The organism is Aromatoleum evansii (assembly GCF_045689615.1).
In the GTDB taxonomy this organism is placed as follows: Bacteria; Pseudomonadota; Gammaproteobacteria; order Burkholderiales; family Rhodocyclaceae; genus Aromatoleum; species Aromatoleum evansii.
The window spans coordinates 144,764-163,224 of the sequence record NZ_CP141259.1; the positions used below are offsets into that span (position 1 = coordinate 144,764).

Here is an 18,461-nt window from a genome sequence, read left to right on the forward strand (position 1 = left end):
CGGTCGAAGGGCGTCGTCCGGGTTGCGCCAAGCGCCGCCCGGACGGTATCGATCAAGCTTCGAGCTTGCGTTTCAGCAGTTCGTTCACCTGCGCCGGGTTGGCCTTGCCCTTGCTCGCCTTCATGACCTGGCCGACGAGCGCGTTGAAGGCCTTTTCCTTGCCGGCGCGGAATTCCTCGACCGACTTCTGGTTGGCCGCGAGCACCTCGTCGATCATCGCCTCGATCGCACCGGCGTCGTTGGTCTGGCGCAGGCCCTGGGCCTCGATGACGGCGTCGGCGGAGTTGCCTTCGCGGTTCCACAGGGCGTCGAACACCTTCTTGCCGATGTTGTTCGAGATCGTGCCATCAGCGATGCGCGCGACCAGGCCGGCGAGCTGCACGGGCGACACAGGGGAAGCGGCGACGTCGAGCTCGGCCTTGTTGAGGCGCGCCGCGAGGTCGCCCATGACCCAGTTCGCGCAGGGCTTGGCGAGCGCGACGCCGGCGGCCTCGACGGCGGTCTGGTAGAAGCTTGCGACTTCCTTCGACGCGGTGAGCGTCGTCGCGTCGTACGCGGAGAGGCCCCACTGTTCCATGAAGCGGGCCTTCATCGCGCCGGGCAGCTCGGGCATTTCCGACTGCACCCGCGCCTTCCACTCGGGCGAGATCACGAGCGGCAGGAGGTCCGGGTCGGGGAAGTAGCGGTAGTCGTGCGCGTCTTCCTTCGAGCGCATCATGCGCGTCTCGCCCGTGTCGGGGTCGAACAGGACGGTCGCCTGCTGGATCCTGCCGCCGTCCTCGAGGGTGTCGATCTGCCACTGCACCTCGTAGTCGATCGCCTGCTGCAGGAAGCGGAAGGAGTTGAGGTTCTTGATCTCGCGGCGGGTGCCGAGCGGCCCGCCGGGGCGGCGCACGGAGACGTTGGCGTCGCAGCGGAACGAGCCTTCCTGCATGTTGCCGTCGCAGATGTCGATCCAGCGCACCAGCGCATGCAGCGTGCGGGCGTAGGCGACGGCTTCGGCCGAGGAGCGCATGTCGGGCTCGGAGACGATCTCGAGCAGCGGCGTGCCGGCGCGGTTGAGGTCAATGCCGCTCATGCCGTGGAAGTCCTCGTGCAGCGACTTGCCGGCATCTTCCTCGAGGTGGGCGCGGGTCAGGTTGACGGTCTTCTCGTACGCTTTGTCACCCTCGCCGATGCGGATCGTGATCGTGCCGCCCTGCACCACCGGCAGCTCGAACTGGCTGATCTGGTAGCCCTTGGGGAGGTCGGGGTAGAAGTAGTTCTTGCGCGCGAACACGCTCTTCGGCGCGACTTCGGCGCCGATCGCCAAGCCGAAGCGGATCGCGCGTTCGACGGCGCCGCGGTTGAGCACCGGCAGCACGCCGGGCAGCGCGATATCGACGGCGCAGGCCTGCACGTTCGGCGCCGCGCCGAAGGCGGTGCTGGCGCCGGAAAAGATCTTGGAGGCGGTGTTGAGCTGGGCATGCACTTCCAGCCCGATGACGACTTCCCAATCCGATCTGCTCATAGTCCTGTCTCTTGATTCGCTGCGGTCAGGTGCACTGGCCGCTCGACCGGTCCACCAGGATCGGCCATACATATTCGAACGTGCCGCGGGTGCAGCGTTTCGCGCATTCGGAGAATGCGACGGTGACCTGTTCGCCCTGTTCCCACATGCGCACGGTGCAGCCGTCGCGCGCCTGCAGCTCGACGTGCGGCTCCTTCAGCACTTGCCTGAAGTCGGCCAGGTCGAACTTGCAGCTGCCGCGCTTGGGGACGTCGACCGTCGCGGCGAAGGCGCGCACCTCGGAGTGGCTGACATCCAGCACGGCGCTGCCGCCGTAGCCGACCTCGTCCTTGAAGCGGCAGTCGGTCTTGATGGAGAGCGGGCGCACCGGCATGGGCTTGAGCCGGCCGCGCTGCAGCGCGCGCTCCGGTTCGGCCTCGGCGGCGGATTGTGCCGGGGAGGGCGTGGTCGCCGCGGGCTCGGGCTTGCGCTCGGGCGGGGTCGCGCAGGCGCCCAGCAGTACGGCGGCGGCAAGCGCGACCGCGCGGAGGGCGGGATGAAGGCGGCGCATGGGACGCTCAGCCCGGACGGCGCAGGTGCCAGTCGGTCGCCTGCTGATATTGGTGCGCGGTGGCGAGCAGGCGCGCCTCGGCGAAGTAGTCGCCGATGAGCTGCAGGCCGACCGGGAGATTCCCGCCGCCGAAGCCGCAGGGGTGCGACAGGCCGGGCAGGCCGGCGAGGTTCACGGCGATGGTGTAGATGTCCGACAGGTACATCTGCACCGGGTCGTCGGTCTTCTCGCCGATCGCCCAGGCGGTGGTCGGGCTGGTCGGGCCGGCGATCACGTCGCATTGCGCGAATGCGGCCTGGAAGTCCTGCGCGATCAGGCGGCGCAGCTTCTGCGCCTGCAGGTAGTAGGCGTCGTAGTAGCCGTGCGACAGCACGTAGGTGCCGACCAGGATGCGGCGCTTCACTTCGGCGCCGAAGCCTTCGGCGCGGCTCTTCGCATACATCTCGGCGAGGTCGCGGTATTCGGCGGCGCGGTGGCCGTAGCGCACGCCGTCGAAGCGCGACAGGTTGCTCGACGCCTCGGCCGGCGCGATCACGTAGTAGGCGGGGATCGCCAGTTTCGCGTTGGGCAGGCTCACGTCGACGGTGGTCGCGCCGAGCTTGCGGTACTGCTCGAGCGCGGCCTCGACCGCGGCGCGCACGTCCTCGGCCATGCCTTCGGCGAAGAATTCGCGCGGCAGGCCGATGCGCAGGCCGGCAAGCGGCTGGTCGCTGGCCGGTGCGGCGAGCTCGCGCGCGTAATCCTCGGCGGGGCGCTCGAGGCTGGTGGAGTCGCGCTCGTCGAAGCCCGCCATGGCGCTCAGCAGTTGCGCGCAGTCGGCCGCGGACGCGCCGAAGGCGCCGCCCTGGTCGAGCGAGCTGGCGTAGGCGATCATGCCGTAGCGGCTGACGACGCCGTAGGTGGGCTTGATGCCGGTGATGCCGGTGTGGCCGGCGGGCTGGCGCACCGAGCCGCCGGTGTCGGTGCCGGTGGCGATCGGGGCGAGGCGCGCGGCGACCGCCGCGGCCGAGCCGCCCGAGGAGCCGCCCGGGATCCGCGTGGTGTCCCAGGGGTTCCTGACCGGGCCGTAGTGCGAGTTCTCGTTCGACGAGCCCATGGCGAACTCGTCCATGTTGGTCTTACCCAAGTTCACCGCGCCGGCGGCCTTGAGCAGCGAGACGACGTGGGCGTCATAGGGGCTGACGAAGTTCGACAGCATCTTCGAGCCGCAGGTCGTGAGCACGCCTTCGGTGCAGAACACGTCCTTGTGCGCGAGCGGGATGCCGGTGAGCGGGCCGGCGTTGCCGGCGGCGATGCGCGCGTCGGCGGCACGGGCGGCCGCGAGGGCACCGTCGCGGTCTACGGTGATGAAGGCGTTGAGCGCCGGGTTGTGTCGTTCGATGCGGTCGAGGAAGAGGGTCGCGAGTTCGACGCTGGAGATCTTCTTCGCATCCAGCGCGGCGCGCAGTTCGGTGAGGCTGGCGTTGATCATGGCTTACTCGATGACCTTCGGGACGAGGTAGAGGCCCGCTTCGGTCTGCGGGGCGACGCGCTGGAAGGCCTCGCGGCGGTCCGCTTCGGTCGCGACGTCGTCGCGCAGGCGCTGTGCGACATCCTGCGGGTGGCTCATCGGCTCGACGCCGCTGGTGTCGACCGCCTGCATCTGCTCGATCAGGCCGAAGATTCCGTTCAGTTTGGCGCGCGTGGCCTCGACGTCGCTCTCGGCGAGTTCGATGCGCGCGAGTCCGGCGATGCGCAGGACCTGTTCAGTGGTAAGCGACATGAGGAAACAAAACCCGCTTAAATCACAAAGGTTTGTAGGTTATCATACTCGTTTGCCGTCAGTCCGGCCGGGCATCAGCCCCACCGCCCACCCTCCTTACCGGTTTCGGGATTTTTCCGCATGTTTGGTTTCCTGCGTTCCTATTTCTCCAACGATCTGGCCATTGACCTTGGCACCGCGAACACGCTGATCTACGTGCGCGGCAAGGGCATCGTGCTCGACGAGCCGTCCGTCGTCGCGATCCGTACCGAGGGCGGGCCCAACGCGAAGCGCACGATCCAGGCGGTCGGCCACGCGGCGAAGCAGATGCTGGGCAAGACGCCGGGCAACATCACCGCGATCCGCCCGATGAAGGACGGCGTGATCGCAGACTTCGTCGTCACCGAGCAGATGATCAAGCAGTTCATCAAGAAGGTGCACGACTCGCGCATGTTCTCGCCGAGCCCGCGCATCATCATCTGCGTGCCCTGCGGTTCGACCCAGGTCGAACGCCGCGCGATCCGCGACGCGGCGCTCGCTGCGGGCGCCTCGCAGGTGTACCTGATCGAGGAGCCGATGGCGGCGGCGATCGGCGCCGGCCTGCCGGTGTCGGACGCGACCGGCTCGATGGTCGTCGATATCGGCGGCGGCACCACCGAGGTCGGCGTGATCTCGCTGGGCGGCATGGTGTATGCCGGTTCGGTGCGCGTGGGCGGCGACAAGTTCGATGACTCCATCGTCAATTACATCCGCCGCAACTACGGCATGCTGATCGGCGACACCACCGCCGAGAACATCAAGAAGGAAATCGGCTCGGCCTTCCCCGGTTCGGAAGTGCGCGAGATGGAAGTGAAGGGGCGCAACCTCGCCGAAGGCATCCCGCGCAGCTTCACGATCTCGTCGAACGAGATCCTCGAGGCGCTCACCGAGCCGCTGAACCAGATCGTCTCCGCGGTGAAGATCGCCCTCGAGCAGACCCCGCCCGAGCTCGGCGCGGACATCGCCGATCGCGGCATGGTGCTCACCGGCGGCGGCGCGCTGCTGCGCGACCTCGATCGCCTGCTGATGGAGGAGACCGGCCTGCCGGTGATCGTGGCCGAGGAGCCGCTGACCTGCGTCGCGCGCGGCTGCGGCATGGCGCTCGAGAAGATGGACAAGCTCGGCTCCATCTTCGCCTCCGAGTAATTCGCGTCGTCGCGGCGGGCGCCCCCGCCTGCCGCGCCGCGCCGTAGACGCCGCACGATGTCCCTCGCCGGTCATCCGTCACCACCGATCTTCAAGCAGGGACCCACGCCGTTGGTGCGGCTGGCGGTGCTCGTCTCCATCTGTCTGGCGATGCTGGTCGCCGACCTGAAGTTCCGTTACCTCGAAGTGGTGCGCCAGGCGCTGTCGGTGGCAACCTGGCCGCTGCAGATGGCGGCAGCCGCGCCCGCGGACTTCGTGCGCAACGCCGCCGTGTATTTCGCCACCCTCGTCGAAGTGCAGAAGGACAACTCCGCGCTGCGCGGGCGCGAACTGGAGGCGGCGCAGCGCCTGCTGCGCTTCGAGCAGCTCGAGGAAGAGAACCGTCGCCTGCGCGGGCTCCTCGACATGGGCGCGTCGGTCGCGACGAAGAGCGTCGCCGCCGAGATCCTCTACGACGCGCCCGACCCCTTCGACCGCAAGGTGATCCTCAATCGCGGCAGCCAGCAGGGCGTCGAAGCCGGCATGGCGGTGGTCAACGAGCAGGGCATGATCGGCCAGGTCACGCGCGTGTATCCGGTGCAGGCCGAGGTCACGCTGCTTACCGACAAGGACCAGGCGGTGCCGGTGCAGGTCGCGAGGAACGGCTTGCGTGGCGTGCTCGCCGGCGCGGGCCAGGGGCGGCTCGAATTGCGCTTCACGCTGTCGGGCGCGGACGTGCGCGTGGGCGACCGGCTCGTGACCTCGGGCCTGGACGGCCTGTTCCTCGCCGGACTGCCGGTGGCCGATGTCGTGAGCGTGGACCGCGACGCACAGACCTTCGCGGTGATCGTGTGCGAACCCGTCGCCGGCGTCGAGCGCACGACGCAGGTGCTGCTGCTCGGGCGCGCCGCGCCGCCGCCGCCGCGTCCGGTGCCGGAGCCCGAACCCGAGCCGCGCAAGGGGCGCAAGGGATAATCGATGCAACCGACCCACCGTTCCAGTCGCATCCTGCTGCCGGCCAAGACCTGGTTCGCCTGGCTGAGCCTGCTCGTGGCGCTCGGCCTGAGCTACATCCCGACCGGCCTCACGCCCGGCGTGCCCGACTGGGTCGCGCTGGTGCTGGCCTTCTGGTCGATCCGCGAGCCCTTGCGCGTCGGCATGGGGGCGGGTTTCCTGTTCGGCGTGCTGGTCGATATCGGCCACGGCGCCGCGATGGGCCAGCATGCGCTCGCCTACGTCGTGCTGTGCTATCTCGCGACCTCGGTGTCGCGGCGCGTGCTGTGGTTCGGGCCGACGCAGCAGGCGCTGCAGATGTTCCCGCTGCTGTTGCTGACGCAGGTGATCATGGTCACGGTGCGCCTCGTTGCCGGCGCCGAGTTTCCCGGCTGGTGGTACTTCCTCTCGAGCCTCACGAGCGCGGCGCTGTGGGTGCCGCTGAACTACCTGTTGCTGCTGCCGCAGTACCAGCCGGTGGACCGGGACGACAACCGGCCGATCTGAACCCATGATGGAATTCCGTACCCCCGACGAGGAACTGGGGCGCTTCCGCCGCCGCGTCCTGATCGCGGGCATCTTCATCGCCGTGTGCTTCGGCCTGCTGGTGGCGCGCTTCTGGTTCCTGCAGGTCGTGCGCTACGACTATTACCACACCCGCGCCGAAGATAACCGCATTGCGCTGCTGCCCATCGTGCCGGGGCGCGGTTCGATCACGGACCGCAACGGCGTGCCGCTCGCGCGCAACTACGCCGCCTACACGCTGGAGATCACGCCCTCGCGCGTGCGCGACCTCGAGGCGACGATAGACGGACTGGCGGAGATCGTCGAGATCGACGCGCGCGACCGGCGCCGCTTCAAGAAGCTGCTGGAAGAGAGCAAGAATTTCGAGAGCGTGCCGCTGCGCACGCGCCTGACCGAAGAGGAGGTTGCGCGCGTGATCGCGCGGCGCTACCAGTTCCCCGGCGTCGAGGTGCAGGCGCGCCTGTTCCGCGACTACCCGCAGGGTGAGCTCGCCTCGCACGTGATCGGCTACATCGGCCGCATCAACCAGCGCGATCGCGAGCGCATCGAGGAGTCGGGCGACGAGGCGAACTACCGTGGCTCCGAACATATCGGCAAGAGCGGGCTGGAACAGAGCTACGAGGCCGAGTTGCACGGCGTCACCGGCGCCGAGCAGGTCGAGGTGAATGCCGGCGGACGCGCCGTGCGCCAGCTCGCGCGCACGCCGGGCCTGGCGGGCAACGATCTGGAGCTGACGCTCGACATCGAGATGCAGAAGGTCGCCGAAGCCGCCTTCGGCAAGCGCCGCGGCGCACTCGTCGCGATCGAGCCGGCGACCGGCGGCGTGCTGGCGCTGGTGTCCAAGCCCGGGTACGACCCGAACCTGTTCGTCGACGGCATCTCGACCGAAGACTGGAAGTCGCTCAACGAATCGCCCGACCACCCGCTGGTGAACCGCGCCATCTTCAGCGCCTATCCGCCGGGCTCGACCTTCAAGCCCTTCATGGCGATGGCGGGCCTGTCGGCGGGAAAGCGCACGATCACGCAGACGATTCCCGATCCGGGCTACTTCATGTTCGGCGGCCACCGCTTCATGGACGACAAGATCGGCGGGCACGGCATGGTGGATCTGCCGAAATCCATCGTCGTGTCGTGCAACACCTACTACTATCAGCTCGCCAACGACCTGGGCATCGACGGCATCGCGAACTTCATGCGCCCCTTCGGCTTCGGCTCGCGCACCGGCATCGACGTGCCCGGCGAGGCCGAGGGCGTGTTGCCGACGCCCGAATGGAAGAAGAAGCGCTTCCGCAAGAAGGAACACCAGAAGTGGTTCGGTGGCGAGACCATCTCGGTGGGCATCGGACAGGGCTACAACGCCTACACACCGCTGCAGATGGCCAACGCGGTGGCGGCGCTGGTCAATGACGGCAAGCTGTTCCGCCCGCACGTGGTGCGCCATGTCGTGAGCCCCGTGACGGGCGAGCGCCGTGTCGTCGAGCCCGCGCCGATCCGCACCATCCCCTTCAAGCCCGAACACGCGGCCGCAGTGCGTCAGGCGATGGTGGACGTGAACAAGGTCGGCACCGGCGCGCGTGCCTTCGCCGGGGCGCCCTATTCGGTCGGCGGCAAGACCGGCACGGCGCAGGTGTTCTCGCTGCGTGGCCAGCGCTACGTCGAGGGCCGCGTGAGCGAACGCCTGCGCGACCACTCATGGTTCATCGCCTACGCGCCGGCCGACAAGCCGACCATCGCGCTCGCGGTGCTGGTCGAGAACGGCGGTTTCGGTGCGCAGTCGGCTGCGCCGATCGCGCGCCAGGTGATCGACTACCACCTCCTCGGCAAGCGCCGCGACCAGCCGGCCGGCGAGGATGTCGACGCGGCCGACGAGGGCGACGAGCACGCCACCCACCCGCACGCCGGCGCGCATGCTGCGGCAGCGGAACCGGCGCAGCCGCAGGCGGGCGGACAAGAAGGGGAGCCTCGTTCCGAATGACCGACACGCGATTCCATCCGCGCGAGCTCCTGCTCGGCTTCCTGCGCCCGATCGACCTGCCGCTGCTCCTGCTGCTCGCCTTGCTCCTCGGCTACGCCTTCGTCCTCATGATGAGCGCCTCGCCGGAGCGCATCCCGTCCCTGCAAGTGAACACCGCCGTCGCGCTCGCGGCGATGTGGGTGACGGCGCGCGTGCCGGCGCAGCGCCTGCTGAGCCTTGCGCTGCCGCTGTACCTGATCGGTGTGCTGCTGCTCATCGCGGTGGATCTCTTCGGCGAGACCTCGAAAGGCGCGACGCGCTGGCTCGACATCGGCGTGACGCGCATCCAGCCGTCCGAGATCATGAAGATCGCGATGCCGCTGATGCTGGCGTGGTACTTCCAGCAACGCGAGGGCCAGATCGGCCTGCGCGATTTCATCGTCGCCGGCCTGCTGCTGGTTGTACCGGTCGGACTGATCATGGTGCAGCCCGATCTGGGCACGAGCCTGCTCGTGACCGCGGCGGGCGTCTATGTGATCTATTTCGCCGGCCTGTCCTGGAAGCTGCTGGTGCCCGTCGTCGCGGTCGGGGTCATCGGCATCGGTGCAATCGTCGGCTTCGGCGACCAGATCTGCCAGCCCGGCGTCGACTGGCCGGGCCTGCGCGAATACCAGAAGCACCGCGTGTGCACCCTGCTCGACCCGACCCAGGATCCGCTCGGCAAGGGCTTCCATATCATCCAGTCGACCATCGCCATCGGCTCGGGCGGGGTGCTCGGCAAGGGCTGGATGGACGGCACCCAGACGCATCTCGCCTTCCTGCCCGAGCGCCACACCGATTTCATCTTCTCGGTGCTCGCCGAGGAGTTCGGCCTGATCGGCATCGTCGTGCTGCTGGCGATCTACGTGCTGCTGCTGCTGCGCGGCTTCTACATTGCCGCGATGGCGCCGACGCTGGCGACGCGCCTGCTCGGGGGCGCCATCACCATGATCTTCTTTACCTATGCTTTCGTTAACATGGGCATGGTCAGCGGTATCCTGCCGGTCGTGGGCGTACCGCTGCCCTTCATCAGCTACGGGGGAACCGCGCTCGTCACGCTGTGTCTCGGGGTCGGGATACTGATGAGCATCCAGCGCAGCCGCGTGCTCGCGCAGGCGTGATTACGGAGACTGACCGATGCCGACGCATACCCTGCCAACCGGCCCGTCCGGGTACAAGCTGCTGTTCGCGGGCCTGATTGCGGCCGTGCTGGCGCTGGCCGGCTGCAGCACGACACCCTACGTGGATGGCAGCGCCGCCACCCAACCCCAGCCGGTGCCGGGCAAGAGCGCCGTCGTGCAGAAGCGCGGCGGCGCCTACTACAAGGACGACGGCCCGGGCGATAACCCGCCGGCCAACCTCGACGACATCCCCGACGCGCAGCCGCGCGTCGAGCCGCTGCACCGCTTCGCCAACCGCCCGTATAACGTGTTCGGCGAGGACTATGTGCCGGCGAAGGCAGTGATGCCCTTCCGCCAGCTCGGACGCGCCAGCTGGTACGGCAAGCGCTTCCACGGCAAGCCCACTTCCAGCGGCGAGGCTTACGACATGTACGCGATGACCGCGGCCCACCCGACGCTGCCGATTCCCAGCTATGCGCGCGTCACGCACCGCGCGAGCGGGCGCTCTGTGGTGGTGCGCATCAACGACCGCGGGCCTTTCCACAAGGGCCGCGTCATGGATCTCTCCTACGCCGCGGCGCATCGCCTGGGCTACGTGAACGTGGGTAGCGCCGAGGTCGAGGTCGAGGCCATCGTGCCCGACGGCGTCGAGCTGATCGCCACCGAAAAACCGATTCCGCCGCTACCCGGCCGCCGTCCGGCGGCGCTCGTGCCGCCGACGCCAGCGCCGGCCGAGCCGCCGGTGCAGCTCGCGATGGCCGAACCGTCCACGCTCACCGATGCGACGTCCGGCATCTTCCTGCAGCTCGGCGCGTTTTCCACCGCCGCGAGCGCGGAAGGCTTCCGCGGCATGGTGCGCGATACCTTCGCCGAGCATGCCGAGCGTCTCGAAGTCCTCGTCGACGGCAAGCGCTACCGGCTGCACCTTGGCCCCTTTGCGTCGGTGACGGAAGCGAAGGCCGAGGCCGAGCGCATCGCGCGCGAACTCAAATTCCGCCCCTTCGTCGTTACGCGCTGATGCAATCTGAACCAATGGAGCCTTGCCCGGTCTTCTGTCGGGGACCGGGCAAGGCTCTATAATCGACCCTTTGCCCCGGCCCCGAGGCCTCGCCGCCTCCGTCTGCCCACTGCCACCCGCCAGCCGATCCTCATGCGCTTCCTCGTCGCCCTGCTGTTTGCCGTCGTCTCCTTCGCCGTTTCCGCCCAGAACGTCCCGCCCCCCACGCTCGCCGCGCGTGCCTGGCTCCTGATGGACCAGGCCACCGGCCAGGTGCTCGCCGCGCGCGAGCCGGACACGCGCATCGAGCCCGCGTCGCTGACCAAGCTGATGACCGCCTACCTCACCTTTGCGGCGCTCAAGAGCGGCAGCATCACGCTGCAGCAGACCGTGCCGGTGTCCGAGAAGGCTTGGCGCATGGAAGGCTCGCGCATGTTCATCCAGCCCGACAAGCCGGTCACGGTCGAGGAGCTGGTGCAGGGCATGATCATCCAGTCCGGCAACGACGCCTGCGTTGCGCTCGCCGAACTGATCGCCGGCAGCGAGGAGTCCTTCGCCCACCTGATGAACCGCGAGGCGCAGCGCCTGGGCATGAAGAACACCAGCTTCATGAACTCGTCCGGCCTGCCCGACCCCAACCACTACACCACCGCGCGCGACCTGTCCCTGCTCGCGTCGGCGATCTCGCGCGACTTCCCCGAGTATTACCGCTACTACTCGCAGAAGGAATACACCTACAACAAGATCACGCAGCCCAACCGCAACCGCCTGCTGTGGCTGGACCCGACCGTCGACGGCCTGAAGACCGGCCACACCGCGGCGGCCGGCTACTGCCTGATCGCCTCCGCCCTGCGCGGCCAGCGTCGCCTCGTGTCGGTCGTGCTGGGCACCGATTCCGACACCATCCGTGCGCAGGAGTCGCTCAAGCTGCTGAACTACGGCTTCCAGTTCTTCGACACCGCCAAGCTGTACGCCGCGAACCAGGAGCTGTCGCGCTTCCGCGTGTGGAAGGGCGAGCAGAACGAGCTGCCGGTCGGCTTCCTCAACGATTTCGTGATCTCGCTGCCCAAGGGCCAGGCCGAGAAGGTGCAGAGCCAGCTCACCAGCCAGCAGCCGGTGGTCGCGCCGCTGCAGAAGGGCCAGCAGGTCGGGACGCTGCAGCTCACGCTCGACGGCCAGCCGATCGGCGAGTACCCGGTCGTCGCGCTGCAGGACGTTCCCGTCGCCGGTTTCTTCGGCCGCCTGTGGGATACCATCGTGATGTGGATCAAGAGCCTGTAAGAATTTCGCGGGGGCACGCATGAGCATCTGTTACCTCGATGGCAGCTACCAGCCTCTGACCGAGGCGCGCATCTCGCCGATGGATCGCGGCTTCCTCTTCGGCGACGGCGCCTACGAGGTGATCCCGGTGTATTCGCGCCGCCCCTTCCGCATCGCCGAGCACATCGCGCGCCTCGGGCGCACGCTGGATGCGGTACGCATCCCGAACCCGCACGCCGCCGCGGAATGGGAGACGATCGTGGGCGAGCTGGTCGCGCGCAATGCGTGGGTGGACCAGTCGATCTACCTGCATGTGTCGCGCGGCCCCGACGAGCGGCGCAACCACGCCTTCCCGGCCGTGATGCGCCCGACGGTGTTCCTGATGAGCGAGGCGCTCGTGACGCCCTCTGCCGAGGTGCTGGCGAGCGGCGTCGCGGCGGTGAGCGCGGCCGATTTTCGCTGGGCGCGCTGCGACCTCAAGACCACCGCGCTGCTCGCGAACTGCCTGCTGCGCCAGGTCGCCATCGACAAGGGCTGCGCCGAGACGGTACTGTTCCGCGACGGCTTCCTCACCGAAGGCGCCGCCTCCAACATCTTCATCGTGCGCGACGGCGTGCTGCTCGCGCCGCCCAAGAGCCACCTGATGCTGCCCGGCATCACCTACGACGTGGTGCTGGAACTGGCCGCCCGGCACGGTCTCAAACATCGGGTGCGCGAGATCCTCGAGGACGAGGTGCGCACGGCCGAGGAGGTGTGGCTCACCTCGTCGACCAAGGAAGTGCTCGCGATCACCAGCCTCGACGGGCGCCCCGTCGGCGACGGCCGGCCGGGCCCGGTGGGGCGGGAGATGCATGCCTGGTACCAGGAATTCAAGAACACGGTGATGCGCGTTGGCTGACCAGAACCCCGAAACCCTCCTCGAATTTCCCTGCGACTTCCCGATCAAGATCATGGGCGCGCGCGTCGATGAGTTCGCGCAGGTCGTCGTGGACGTGGTGCGCAGGCACGCGCCGGAGTTCGATCCCGCGACGGTGCAGATGCGGCCGTCGAGCAAGGGCAACTACATTTCCCTGACCTGCACCGTGCGTGCCGAGTCGAAGGCGCAGCTCGATGCGCTGTACCGCGACCTGTCCGCTCACCCGCTGGTGAAGGTGGTGCTGTAGTGCAGGTGGTGGAAGCCCTGCCGCTGGTCGTGCGCCGTCTCGGCCTCGTCGAGTACGAGCCGACCTGGGCGGCGATGCGTGCCTTCACCGACGCGCGCACCGCGGAGACGCCCGACGAGCTGTGGCTGCTGGAACACCCGCCGGTGTTCACGCTTGGGCAGGCCGGCAAGCCCGAGCACCTGCTGCGTGAGACCGGCATCCCGCTGGTGAAGATCGACCGCGGCGGGCAGATTACCTACCACGGCCCCGGCCAGATCGTCGTCTACCTGCTGGTCGACCTGCACCGCCGTCACATCAAGGTGCGCGAGATGGTCAACCTGATGGAGCAGGCGCTGATCGACTGCCTCGCCGACTATGGCCTCGTGGCCGAGCGCAAGGACGGCGCGCCGGGCGTGTATATCGACGGCGCGAAGATCGCGGCCCTGGGCCTGCGGGTCAGGAACGGCTGCACCTACCACGGCCTCGCGCTCAACGTCGATGCCGACCTCGCGCCGTTCTCGGCGATCAACCCCTGCGGCTACGAGGGCCTGCAGACGATCAGGATGAAGGATTTCGGCGTGACCGACGGCGTGGACGCGGTGGGGGAGCGCCTGCTTGCCCATCTCGAGCGCCTGCTGGCGCTCCGCACGGCCCCCGACAGGCCATAATGCAGCGGGTGCCACGAGCGCCCGCGACCCCGAAGAGACGAGAGACCCCGCATGAGTACCGACAACCGCAAGCAGCGTGGCGCCGACAAGACCGCACGCATCCCGATCAAGATCGTGCCCGCCGAGCGCCTGAAGAAGCCCGAGTGGATCCGCATCAAGCTCGGCGCCGGCCAGGAGGCCGAGCGCTTCAACGAGATCAAGGCGACGCTGCGCGACCACAAGCTGCACACGGTGTGCGAGGAAGCCTCCTGTCCGAACATCCACGAATGCTTCGGCAAGGGCACGGCGACCTTCATGATCATGGGCGACATCTGCACGCGCCGCTGCCCGTTCTGCGACGTCGGCCACGGCCGTCCGGAGCCGCTCAACGCGGACGAGCCGAAGGACCTCGCCGCGACGATCGCCGCGATGCGCCTCAACTACGTCGTGATCACCAGCGTCGACCGCGACGACCTGCGCGACGGCGGCGCCCAGCATTTCGTGGACTGCATCCGCGAGACGCGCGCCGCTTCGCCGAAGACCGCGATTGAGGTGCTGGTGCCGGACTTCCGCGGCCGCATGGAGATCGCGCTGGAGATCTTCGACCAGGCGCCGCCCGACGTCATGAACCACAACCTCGAGACCGTGCCGCGCCTGTACAAACAGGCCCGTCCCGGTTCGGACTACGAATATTCGCTGAAGCTGTTGAAGGAGTTCAAGGCGCGCCACCCGGAGGTGCCGACCAAATCCGGCCTGATGGTGGGACTCGGCGAGACCGACGAGGAGATCCTCGAGGTGATGCGCGACCTGCGTGCGCACGACGTCGAGATGCTGACGATCGGCCAGTACCTGCAGCCCTCGACCGGCCACCTGCCGGTGCTGCGCTACGTGCACCCGGACACCTTCAAGATGTTCGAGACCGAAGCGCTGAAGATGGGCTTCAAGAACGCCGCCTGCGGTCCGATGGTGCGCTCGAGCTACTGGGCGGATCAGCAGGCCCACGGCGCCGGCGTCGTCTGACCCGAGCAGGGACGTAGGGCGGGAGGAGCCGAAGGCGTATCCCGCCATGCCGGACGTGGAGGGGGCGGAAACGTCGCGTGGCGGGATGCGCTGCGCTTCTCCCGCCCTACGAGATCCGGGCGTCCGCGGTCGCGTTTGGTATCAAACGCAGGCAGGATGCCAATGGCGCGGCCGGGGCCGCGCCCTCACGTTCAGCGGTACAGGCGCTCCTCGCGCTCGTGCCGTTCCTGCTCCTCGATGCTCAGCGTCGCGGTCGGGCGTGCGAGCAGGCGGCCGACGCCGATCGGTTCGCCGCTGACCTCGCAGTAGCCGTAGCTGCCATCCTCGATGCGGCGCAGCGCGGCCTCCACCTTGTGCAGCAGCTTCAGCTCGCGGTCGCGGATGCGCTGCTCCAGCACCTGTTCCTCTTCCTGCGTGGCGCGGTCGGCCTCGTCCGGGGTGGCGACGGTTTCGCGCAGATGCGAGCGCGTTTCCTCGCTGTTCTCGCGCAGCTCGGCCTGCAGCGCGAGGAGGCGCTGGCGGAAGAATTCGAGTTGCGCGGCGTTCATGTAGTCGTCCGCCGACATCGCCAGCAGTTCGACTTCGGAGAGTGTGCCGTTGCGTGTGGCAGTCGCCGTCATCATGAGTTCTCCGTGTTACCACCCCGTGCACCACGGTGCCGCGGGGTCAAGTGCATTAATGAAAAAAGGGTAACTCCTGCACGCGCACGCTACCCGATGCGGGGGTATGCTCACGGGCGCTTCGTGTGAAACCCGTCCCTGGAGACCATCATGCGTTCCATTCTGCGAGCTTTCGCCCTGCTTGTCATCTGTGTGCCGGCCTGGGCGGCCGGACTGGGGAACCTCACCGACTCGGAGGCCTCCGGCGGCTTGCGCGAGGCGCTGACGCAGGGCGCCGGACGCGCGGTCGAAATGCTGGGGCGCAAGGACGGTTTCCTCGCCAACAAGAAGGTGAAGATCCCGCTGCCCGACGGGCTGGCGCAGGTCGAGCCGGTGATGCGCATGGCCGGTCGCGGCAAGGACTTCGACAATCTCGTGACGACCATGAACCGCGCCGCCGAGGCCGCCGTGCCCGAGGCGAAGACGCTGCTCGTCGATGCGGTGAAGCAGATGTCGGTGGAGGACGCGCGCGGGATCCTGACCGGTGGCGACGACTCGGCCACGCGCTATTTCAAGTCGAAGACGCAGTCGCGCCTCGCTGAAAAATTCCTGCCCATCGTGAAGCAGAGCACCGACCGCCTCGCGCTGGCCGGGCAATACAACAAGCTCGCGGGCCAGGCGGCGAGCTTCGGCCTGGTGAAGAACGAGGACGCGCAGATCGAAAGCTACGTGACGCGCAAGGCGCTCGACGGCCTGTACGTGATGATCGCCGAGGAAGAGAAGGCGATCCGCAAGAACCCGGTGCAGGCCGCGGGTTCGCTGGCGCAGAAGGTGTTCGGGATGCTCGGGCAGTAGGGCCGGGCACGCCCGGCGCATTGCGGTGTGCTCGTGGGAGCGGCTTCAGCCGCGAATCGGCCCCGTTCGCGGCTGAAGCCGCTCCCACAGAGTCGAGCCCATCCACGCGCAGACGGACCGCGCCCGCTTCGGGTTGTAAGCGGGCCGATGCGCCGGAGGCGATGGGGTAAAATCCGGCCTGGCGCCGCCCGCGGGCGGCGCTGTCTTTTTCCCCACCGCAGTTCCGTCCGCAAGGCCCATGTCCGCTCTCCTCAACGCCCCGCAGCGCGAAGCGATCCGCTATCTCGACGGCCCCAGCCTGGTGCTCGCGGGGGCGGGCAGCGGCAAGACGCGGGTGATCACGCACAAGATCGCGCACCTGATCAACGAGTGCGGCCTGAACCCGTCGAACATCGCGGCGATCACCTTCACCAACAAGGCGGCGAAGGAGATGCAGGAGCGCGTCGCGGGCCTGATGGGCGGGCGCGCGCCGGGTGGCCTCACGGTGTGCACCTTCCACGCGCTGGGCGTGAAGATGATCCGCCAGGAGGCGGTGCATTGCGGGCTGAAGCCGCAGTTCTCCATTCTCGACGCCTCCGACACGGTGCAGATCGTGTCCGACATCTCGCGCGATTCTGACAAGGCGCGTTCGAAGGCGATGCAGTGGCAGATCTCGGGCTGGAAGAACGCGATGATCACGCCCGAGCAGGCGGCGCAGCTCGCCGACGACGAGATCTCGTCGGCCGCCGCGATGTTGTATTCGGAGTACGAGCGCACCCTGCGCGCCTACCAGGCAGTGGATTTCGACGACCTGATCTCGCTGCCGGTGCGGCTGCTGGAAGAGAATCCGGACGTGCGCGAGCGCTGGCAGAACAAGTTGCGCTACCTGCTGGTCGACGAGTACCAGGACACGAACAAGGCGCAGTACCGCCTGCTGCGCCAGCTCTCGGGCGTGCGCGGGGCGTTCACCGCGGTGGGCGACGACGACCAGGCGATCTATGCGTGGCGCGGCGCGGACGTCGAGAACCTGAAGCTCCTGCAGCAGGACTACCCCAAGCTGAAGGTCATCAAGCTGGAGCAGAACTACCGCTCGTCGCGGCGCATCCTCACCGCGGCGAACACGGTGATCGCGAACAACGAGAAGCTCTTCGAGAAGCAGCTGTGGTCGGAGCACGGCGACGGCGAGCAGATCGCGGTGACGGCCTGTCGCGACGCGGATCACGAGGCGGAGTGGGTCGCGTCGAAGATCAGCGCGCACAAGTTCGAGCACCGCACCAAGTTCTCCGACTACGCGATCCTGTACCGCGGCAACCACCAGGCGCGTGTGATCGAGCAGCAGCTGCGCAACCAGAAGATCCCCTACGCGATGTCGGGCGGGCAGTCCTTCTTCGACAAGGCCGAGATTCGAGACCTGATGTCCTGGCTACGCCTGCTGATGAACGAGGACGACGACCTGGCCTTCATCCGCGCGATCACGACGCCGCGGCGCGGCGTGGGCGCGGCGACGATCGAGGCGCTCGGCAATTACGCCGGCCGGCGCCATGTGAGCTTTTTTGCGGCGGTGTTCGAGGAAGGCGCGGCGCATGCGCTGAACGCGCGCCAGCTCGAGCAGTTGCAGGAGTTCGGCAACTTCGTGAACCGCATGCAGTATCGCGCCCACCGCGAGCCGGCGGCGCGCGTGCTGGAGGATCTGCTCGCCGCGATCCGCTACGAGGCCTGGCTGTTCGAGCATCTCGACACGCGCGAGGCGGAGTCGAAGTGGAGCAACGTGCGCGACTTCGTGAACTGGCTGGGCAGGAAGGGCGAGGCGGACGGCAAGAACCTCATCGAACTGACGCAGACGATCGCGCTGATCTCGATGCTGGACAAGGACGACGCCGAGTTCGACGGCGTGCAGCTCGCGACGCTGCATGCGTCGAAGGGGCTGGAGTTCAAGCACGTGTTCCTCGTCGGCGTCGAGGAGGGCCTGCTGCCGCACCAGTCCTCGATCGACGAGGACAAGGTGGATGAGGAGCGGCGCCTGATGTACGTGGGCATCACGCGCGCGCAGCGCACGCTCAACATCACGTGGTGCGAGCGGCGCAAGGCCGGCAAGGAGACGCGCACCTGCGAGCCCTCGCGCTTCATCGCCGAGATGGGTGGCGACATCAGGATGAGCGACCGCAAGACCAATGCGCCGGTGTCGAAGGAAGAGGGACGCGCGCGCATCGCGAACCTGATGGCGATGCTGGAAAAGCGCTGAGGGCGGGCCGGGCGGTAAGCCCCGGCGTTACGGGCCGCAGACCGGGGAATTTCACCCACGGCAATAGGGAAAAGCGTCTAGCGCGCTTCTTCATCCGCCCAATTTCGGTCCTTCCCGTACCGA

At 67.9% G+C, this 18,461-nt stretch carries 18 protein-coding genes; 13 read left to right on the forward strand and 5 right to left on the reverse strand.

The window, feature by feature from the left end:
- Positions 1–52: 52 nt before the first annotated feature.
- From gatB to gatC, 4 genes are read right to left on the reverse strand one after another with little or no spacing between them, the layout of a single operon-like run.
- Entirely contained in the window at positions 53–1,510 is a 1,458-nt protein-coding gene (gatB, locus tag U5817_RS00630) for an Asp-tRNA(Asn)/Glu-tRNA(Gln) amidotransferase subunit GatB (RefSeq protein ID WP_407279350.1), read from the reverse strand.
- A gap of 25 nt (positions 1,511–1,535) precedes the next feature.
- Positions 1,536–2,060 carry a hypothetical protein gene (locus U5817_RS00635; RefSeq protein WP_407279351.1) on the reverse strand — a complete coding sequence of 175 codons (525 nt, stop codon included), beginning with the start codon at positions 2,058–2,060 and terminating at the stop codon, positions 1,536–1,538.
- A 7-nt stretch (positions 2,061–2,067) separates the two neighbouring features.
- Positions 2,068–3,531 carry an Asp-tRNA(Asn)/Glu-tRNA(Gln) amidotransferase subunit GatA gene (gatA, locus tag U5817_RS00640; RefSeq protein ID WP_407279352.1) on the reverse strand — a complete coding sequence of 488 codons (1,464 nt, stop codon included), beginning with the start codon at positions 3,529–3,531 and terminating at the stop codon, positions 2,068–2,070.
- A gap of 3 nt (positions 3,532–3,534) precedes the next feature.
- Complete coding sequence (gene gatC, locus U5817_RS00645) at positions 3,535–3,822, reverse strand: Asp-tRNA(Asn)/Glu-tRNA(Gln) amidotransferase subunit GatC (RefSeq protein ID WP_407279353.1); 288 nt, start codon at positions 3,820–3,822, stop codon at positions 3,535–3,537.
- A 120-nt stretch (positions 3,823–3,942) separates the two neighbouring features.
- On the opposite strand from gatC, the gene U5817_RS00650 reads away from it, so the two are divergent.
- From U5817_RS00650 to lipA, 11 genes are all read left to right on the forward strand, one after another.
- Entirely contained in the window at positions 3,943–4,986 is a 1,044-nt protein-coding gene (locus U5817_RS00650; protein WP_076602349.1) for a rod shape-determining protein, read from the forward strand.
- Between the two features lie 57 nt (positions 4,987–5,043).
- Complete coding sequence (gene mreC, locus U5817_RS00655; RefSeq protein ID WP_407279354.1) at positions 5,044–5,940, forward strand: rod shape-determining protein MreC; 897 nt, start codon at positions 5,044–5,046, stop codon at positions 5,938–5,940.
- A 3-nt stretch (positions 5,941–5,943) separates the two neighbouring features.
- On the forward strand, positions 5,944–6,465 hold the full coding sequence (gene mreD, locus U5817_RS00660; protein WP_169125695.1) for a rod shape-determining protein MreD: 522 nt from the start codon (positions 5,944–5,946) through the stop codon (positions 6,463–6,465).
- A 4-nt stretch (positions 6,466–6,469) separates the two neighbouring features.
- Positions 6,470–8,458: a penicillin-binding protein 2 gene (gene mrdA, locus U5817_RS00665; RefSeq protein WP_407279355.1), complete on the forward strand. Its 1,989-nt coding sequence runs from the start codon at positions 6,470–6,472 to the stop codon at positions 8,456–8,458.
- Positions 8,455–9,597, forward strand: coding sequence for a rod shape-determining protein RodA (gene rodA, locus U5817_RS00670; RefSeq protein WP_169125694.1), 1,143 nt, complete (start codon positions 8,455–8,457; stop codon positions 9,595–9,597). The genes mrdA and rodA overlap by 4 nt, the downstream gene beginning before the upstream one ends.
- A gap of 16 nt (positions 9,598–9,613) precedes the next feature.
- Complete coding sequence (locus tag U5817_RS00675; RefSeq protein ID WP_407279356.1) at positions 9,614–10,615, forward strand: septal ring lytic transglycosylase RlpA family protein; 1,002 nt, start codon at positions 9,614–9,616, stop codon at positions 10,613–10,615.
- Between the two features lie 132 nt (positions 10,616–10,747).
- A complete protein-coding gene (locus tag U5817_RS00680) occupies positions 10,748–11,875 on the forward strand; it encodes a D-alanyl-D-alanine carboxypeptidase family protein (protein ID WP_169125692.1) in 1,128 nt (375 codons plus the stop codon).
- 19 nt (positions 11,876–11,894) lie between these two features.
- Complete coding sequence (locus tag U5817_RS00685; protein WP_407279357.1) at positions 11,895–12,752, forward strand: aminotransferase class IV; 858 nt, start codon at positions 11,895–11,897, stop codon at positions 12,750–12,752.
- A gap of 52 nt (positions 12,753–12,804) precedes the next feature.
- Positions 12,805–13,017, forward strand: a complete 213-nt coding sequence (locus U5817_RS00690; RefSeq protein WP_407281137.1) for a YbeD family protein — start codon at positions 12,805–12,807, stop codon at positions 13,015–13,017.
- 23 nt (positions 13,018–13,040) lie between these two features.
- The gene (gene lipB / locus U5817_RS00695) at positions 13,041–13,664 is read left to right on the forward strand and encodes a lipoyl(octanoyl) transferase LipB (protein ID WP_407281139.1); all 624 of its coding nucleotides are present in this window, start codon (positions 13,041–13,043) and stop codon (positions 13,662–13,664) included.
- Positions 13,665–13,715: 51 nt separating this feature from the next.
- Positions 13,716–14,663 (forward strand): lipoyl synthase, encoded by a 948-nt coding sequence (lipA, locus tag U5817_RS00700; RefSeq protein WP_169125688.1) that lies wholly within the window; start codon positions 13,716–13,718, stop codon positions 14,661–14,663.
- Positions 14,664–14,854: 191 nt separating this feature from the next.
- Here the strand turns inward: lipA and dksA are convergent, their stop codons facing one another.
- Complete coding sequence (gene dksA, locus U5817_RS00705; RefSeq protein WP_169125744.1) at positions 14,855–15,283, reverse strand: RNA polymerase-binding protein DksA; 429 nt, start codon at positions 15,281–15,283, stop codon at positions 14,855–14,857.
- Between the two features lie 150 nt (positions 15,284–15,433).
- Here dksA and U5817_RS00710 point away from each other — a divergent pair, with 150 nt between their 5' ends.
- Complete coding sequence (locus tag U5817_RS00710) at positions 15,434–16,117, forward strand: DUF4197 domain-containing protein (protein WP_169125687.1); 684 nt, start codon at positions 15,434–15,436, stop codon at positions 16,115–16,117.
- A 238-nt stretch (positions 16,118–16,355) separates the two neighbouring features.
- A complete protein-coding gene (locus tag U5817_RS00715) occupies positions 16,356–18,338 on the forward strand; it encodes a UvrD-helicase domain-containing protein (RefSeq protein ID WP_407279358.1) in 1,983 nt (660 codons plus the stop codon).
- Positions 18,339–18,461: the final 123 nt, after the last annotated feature.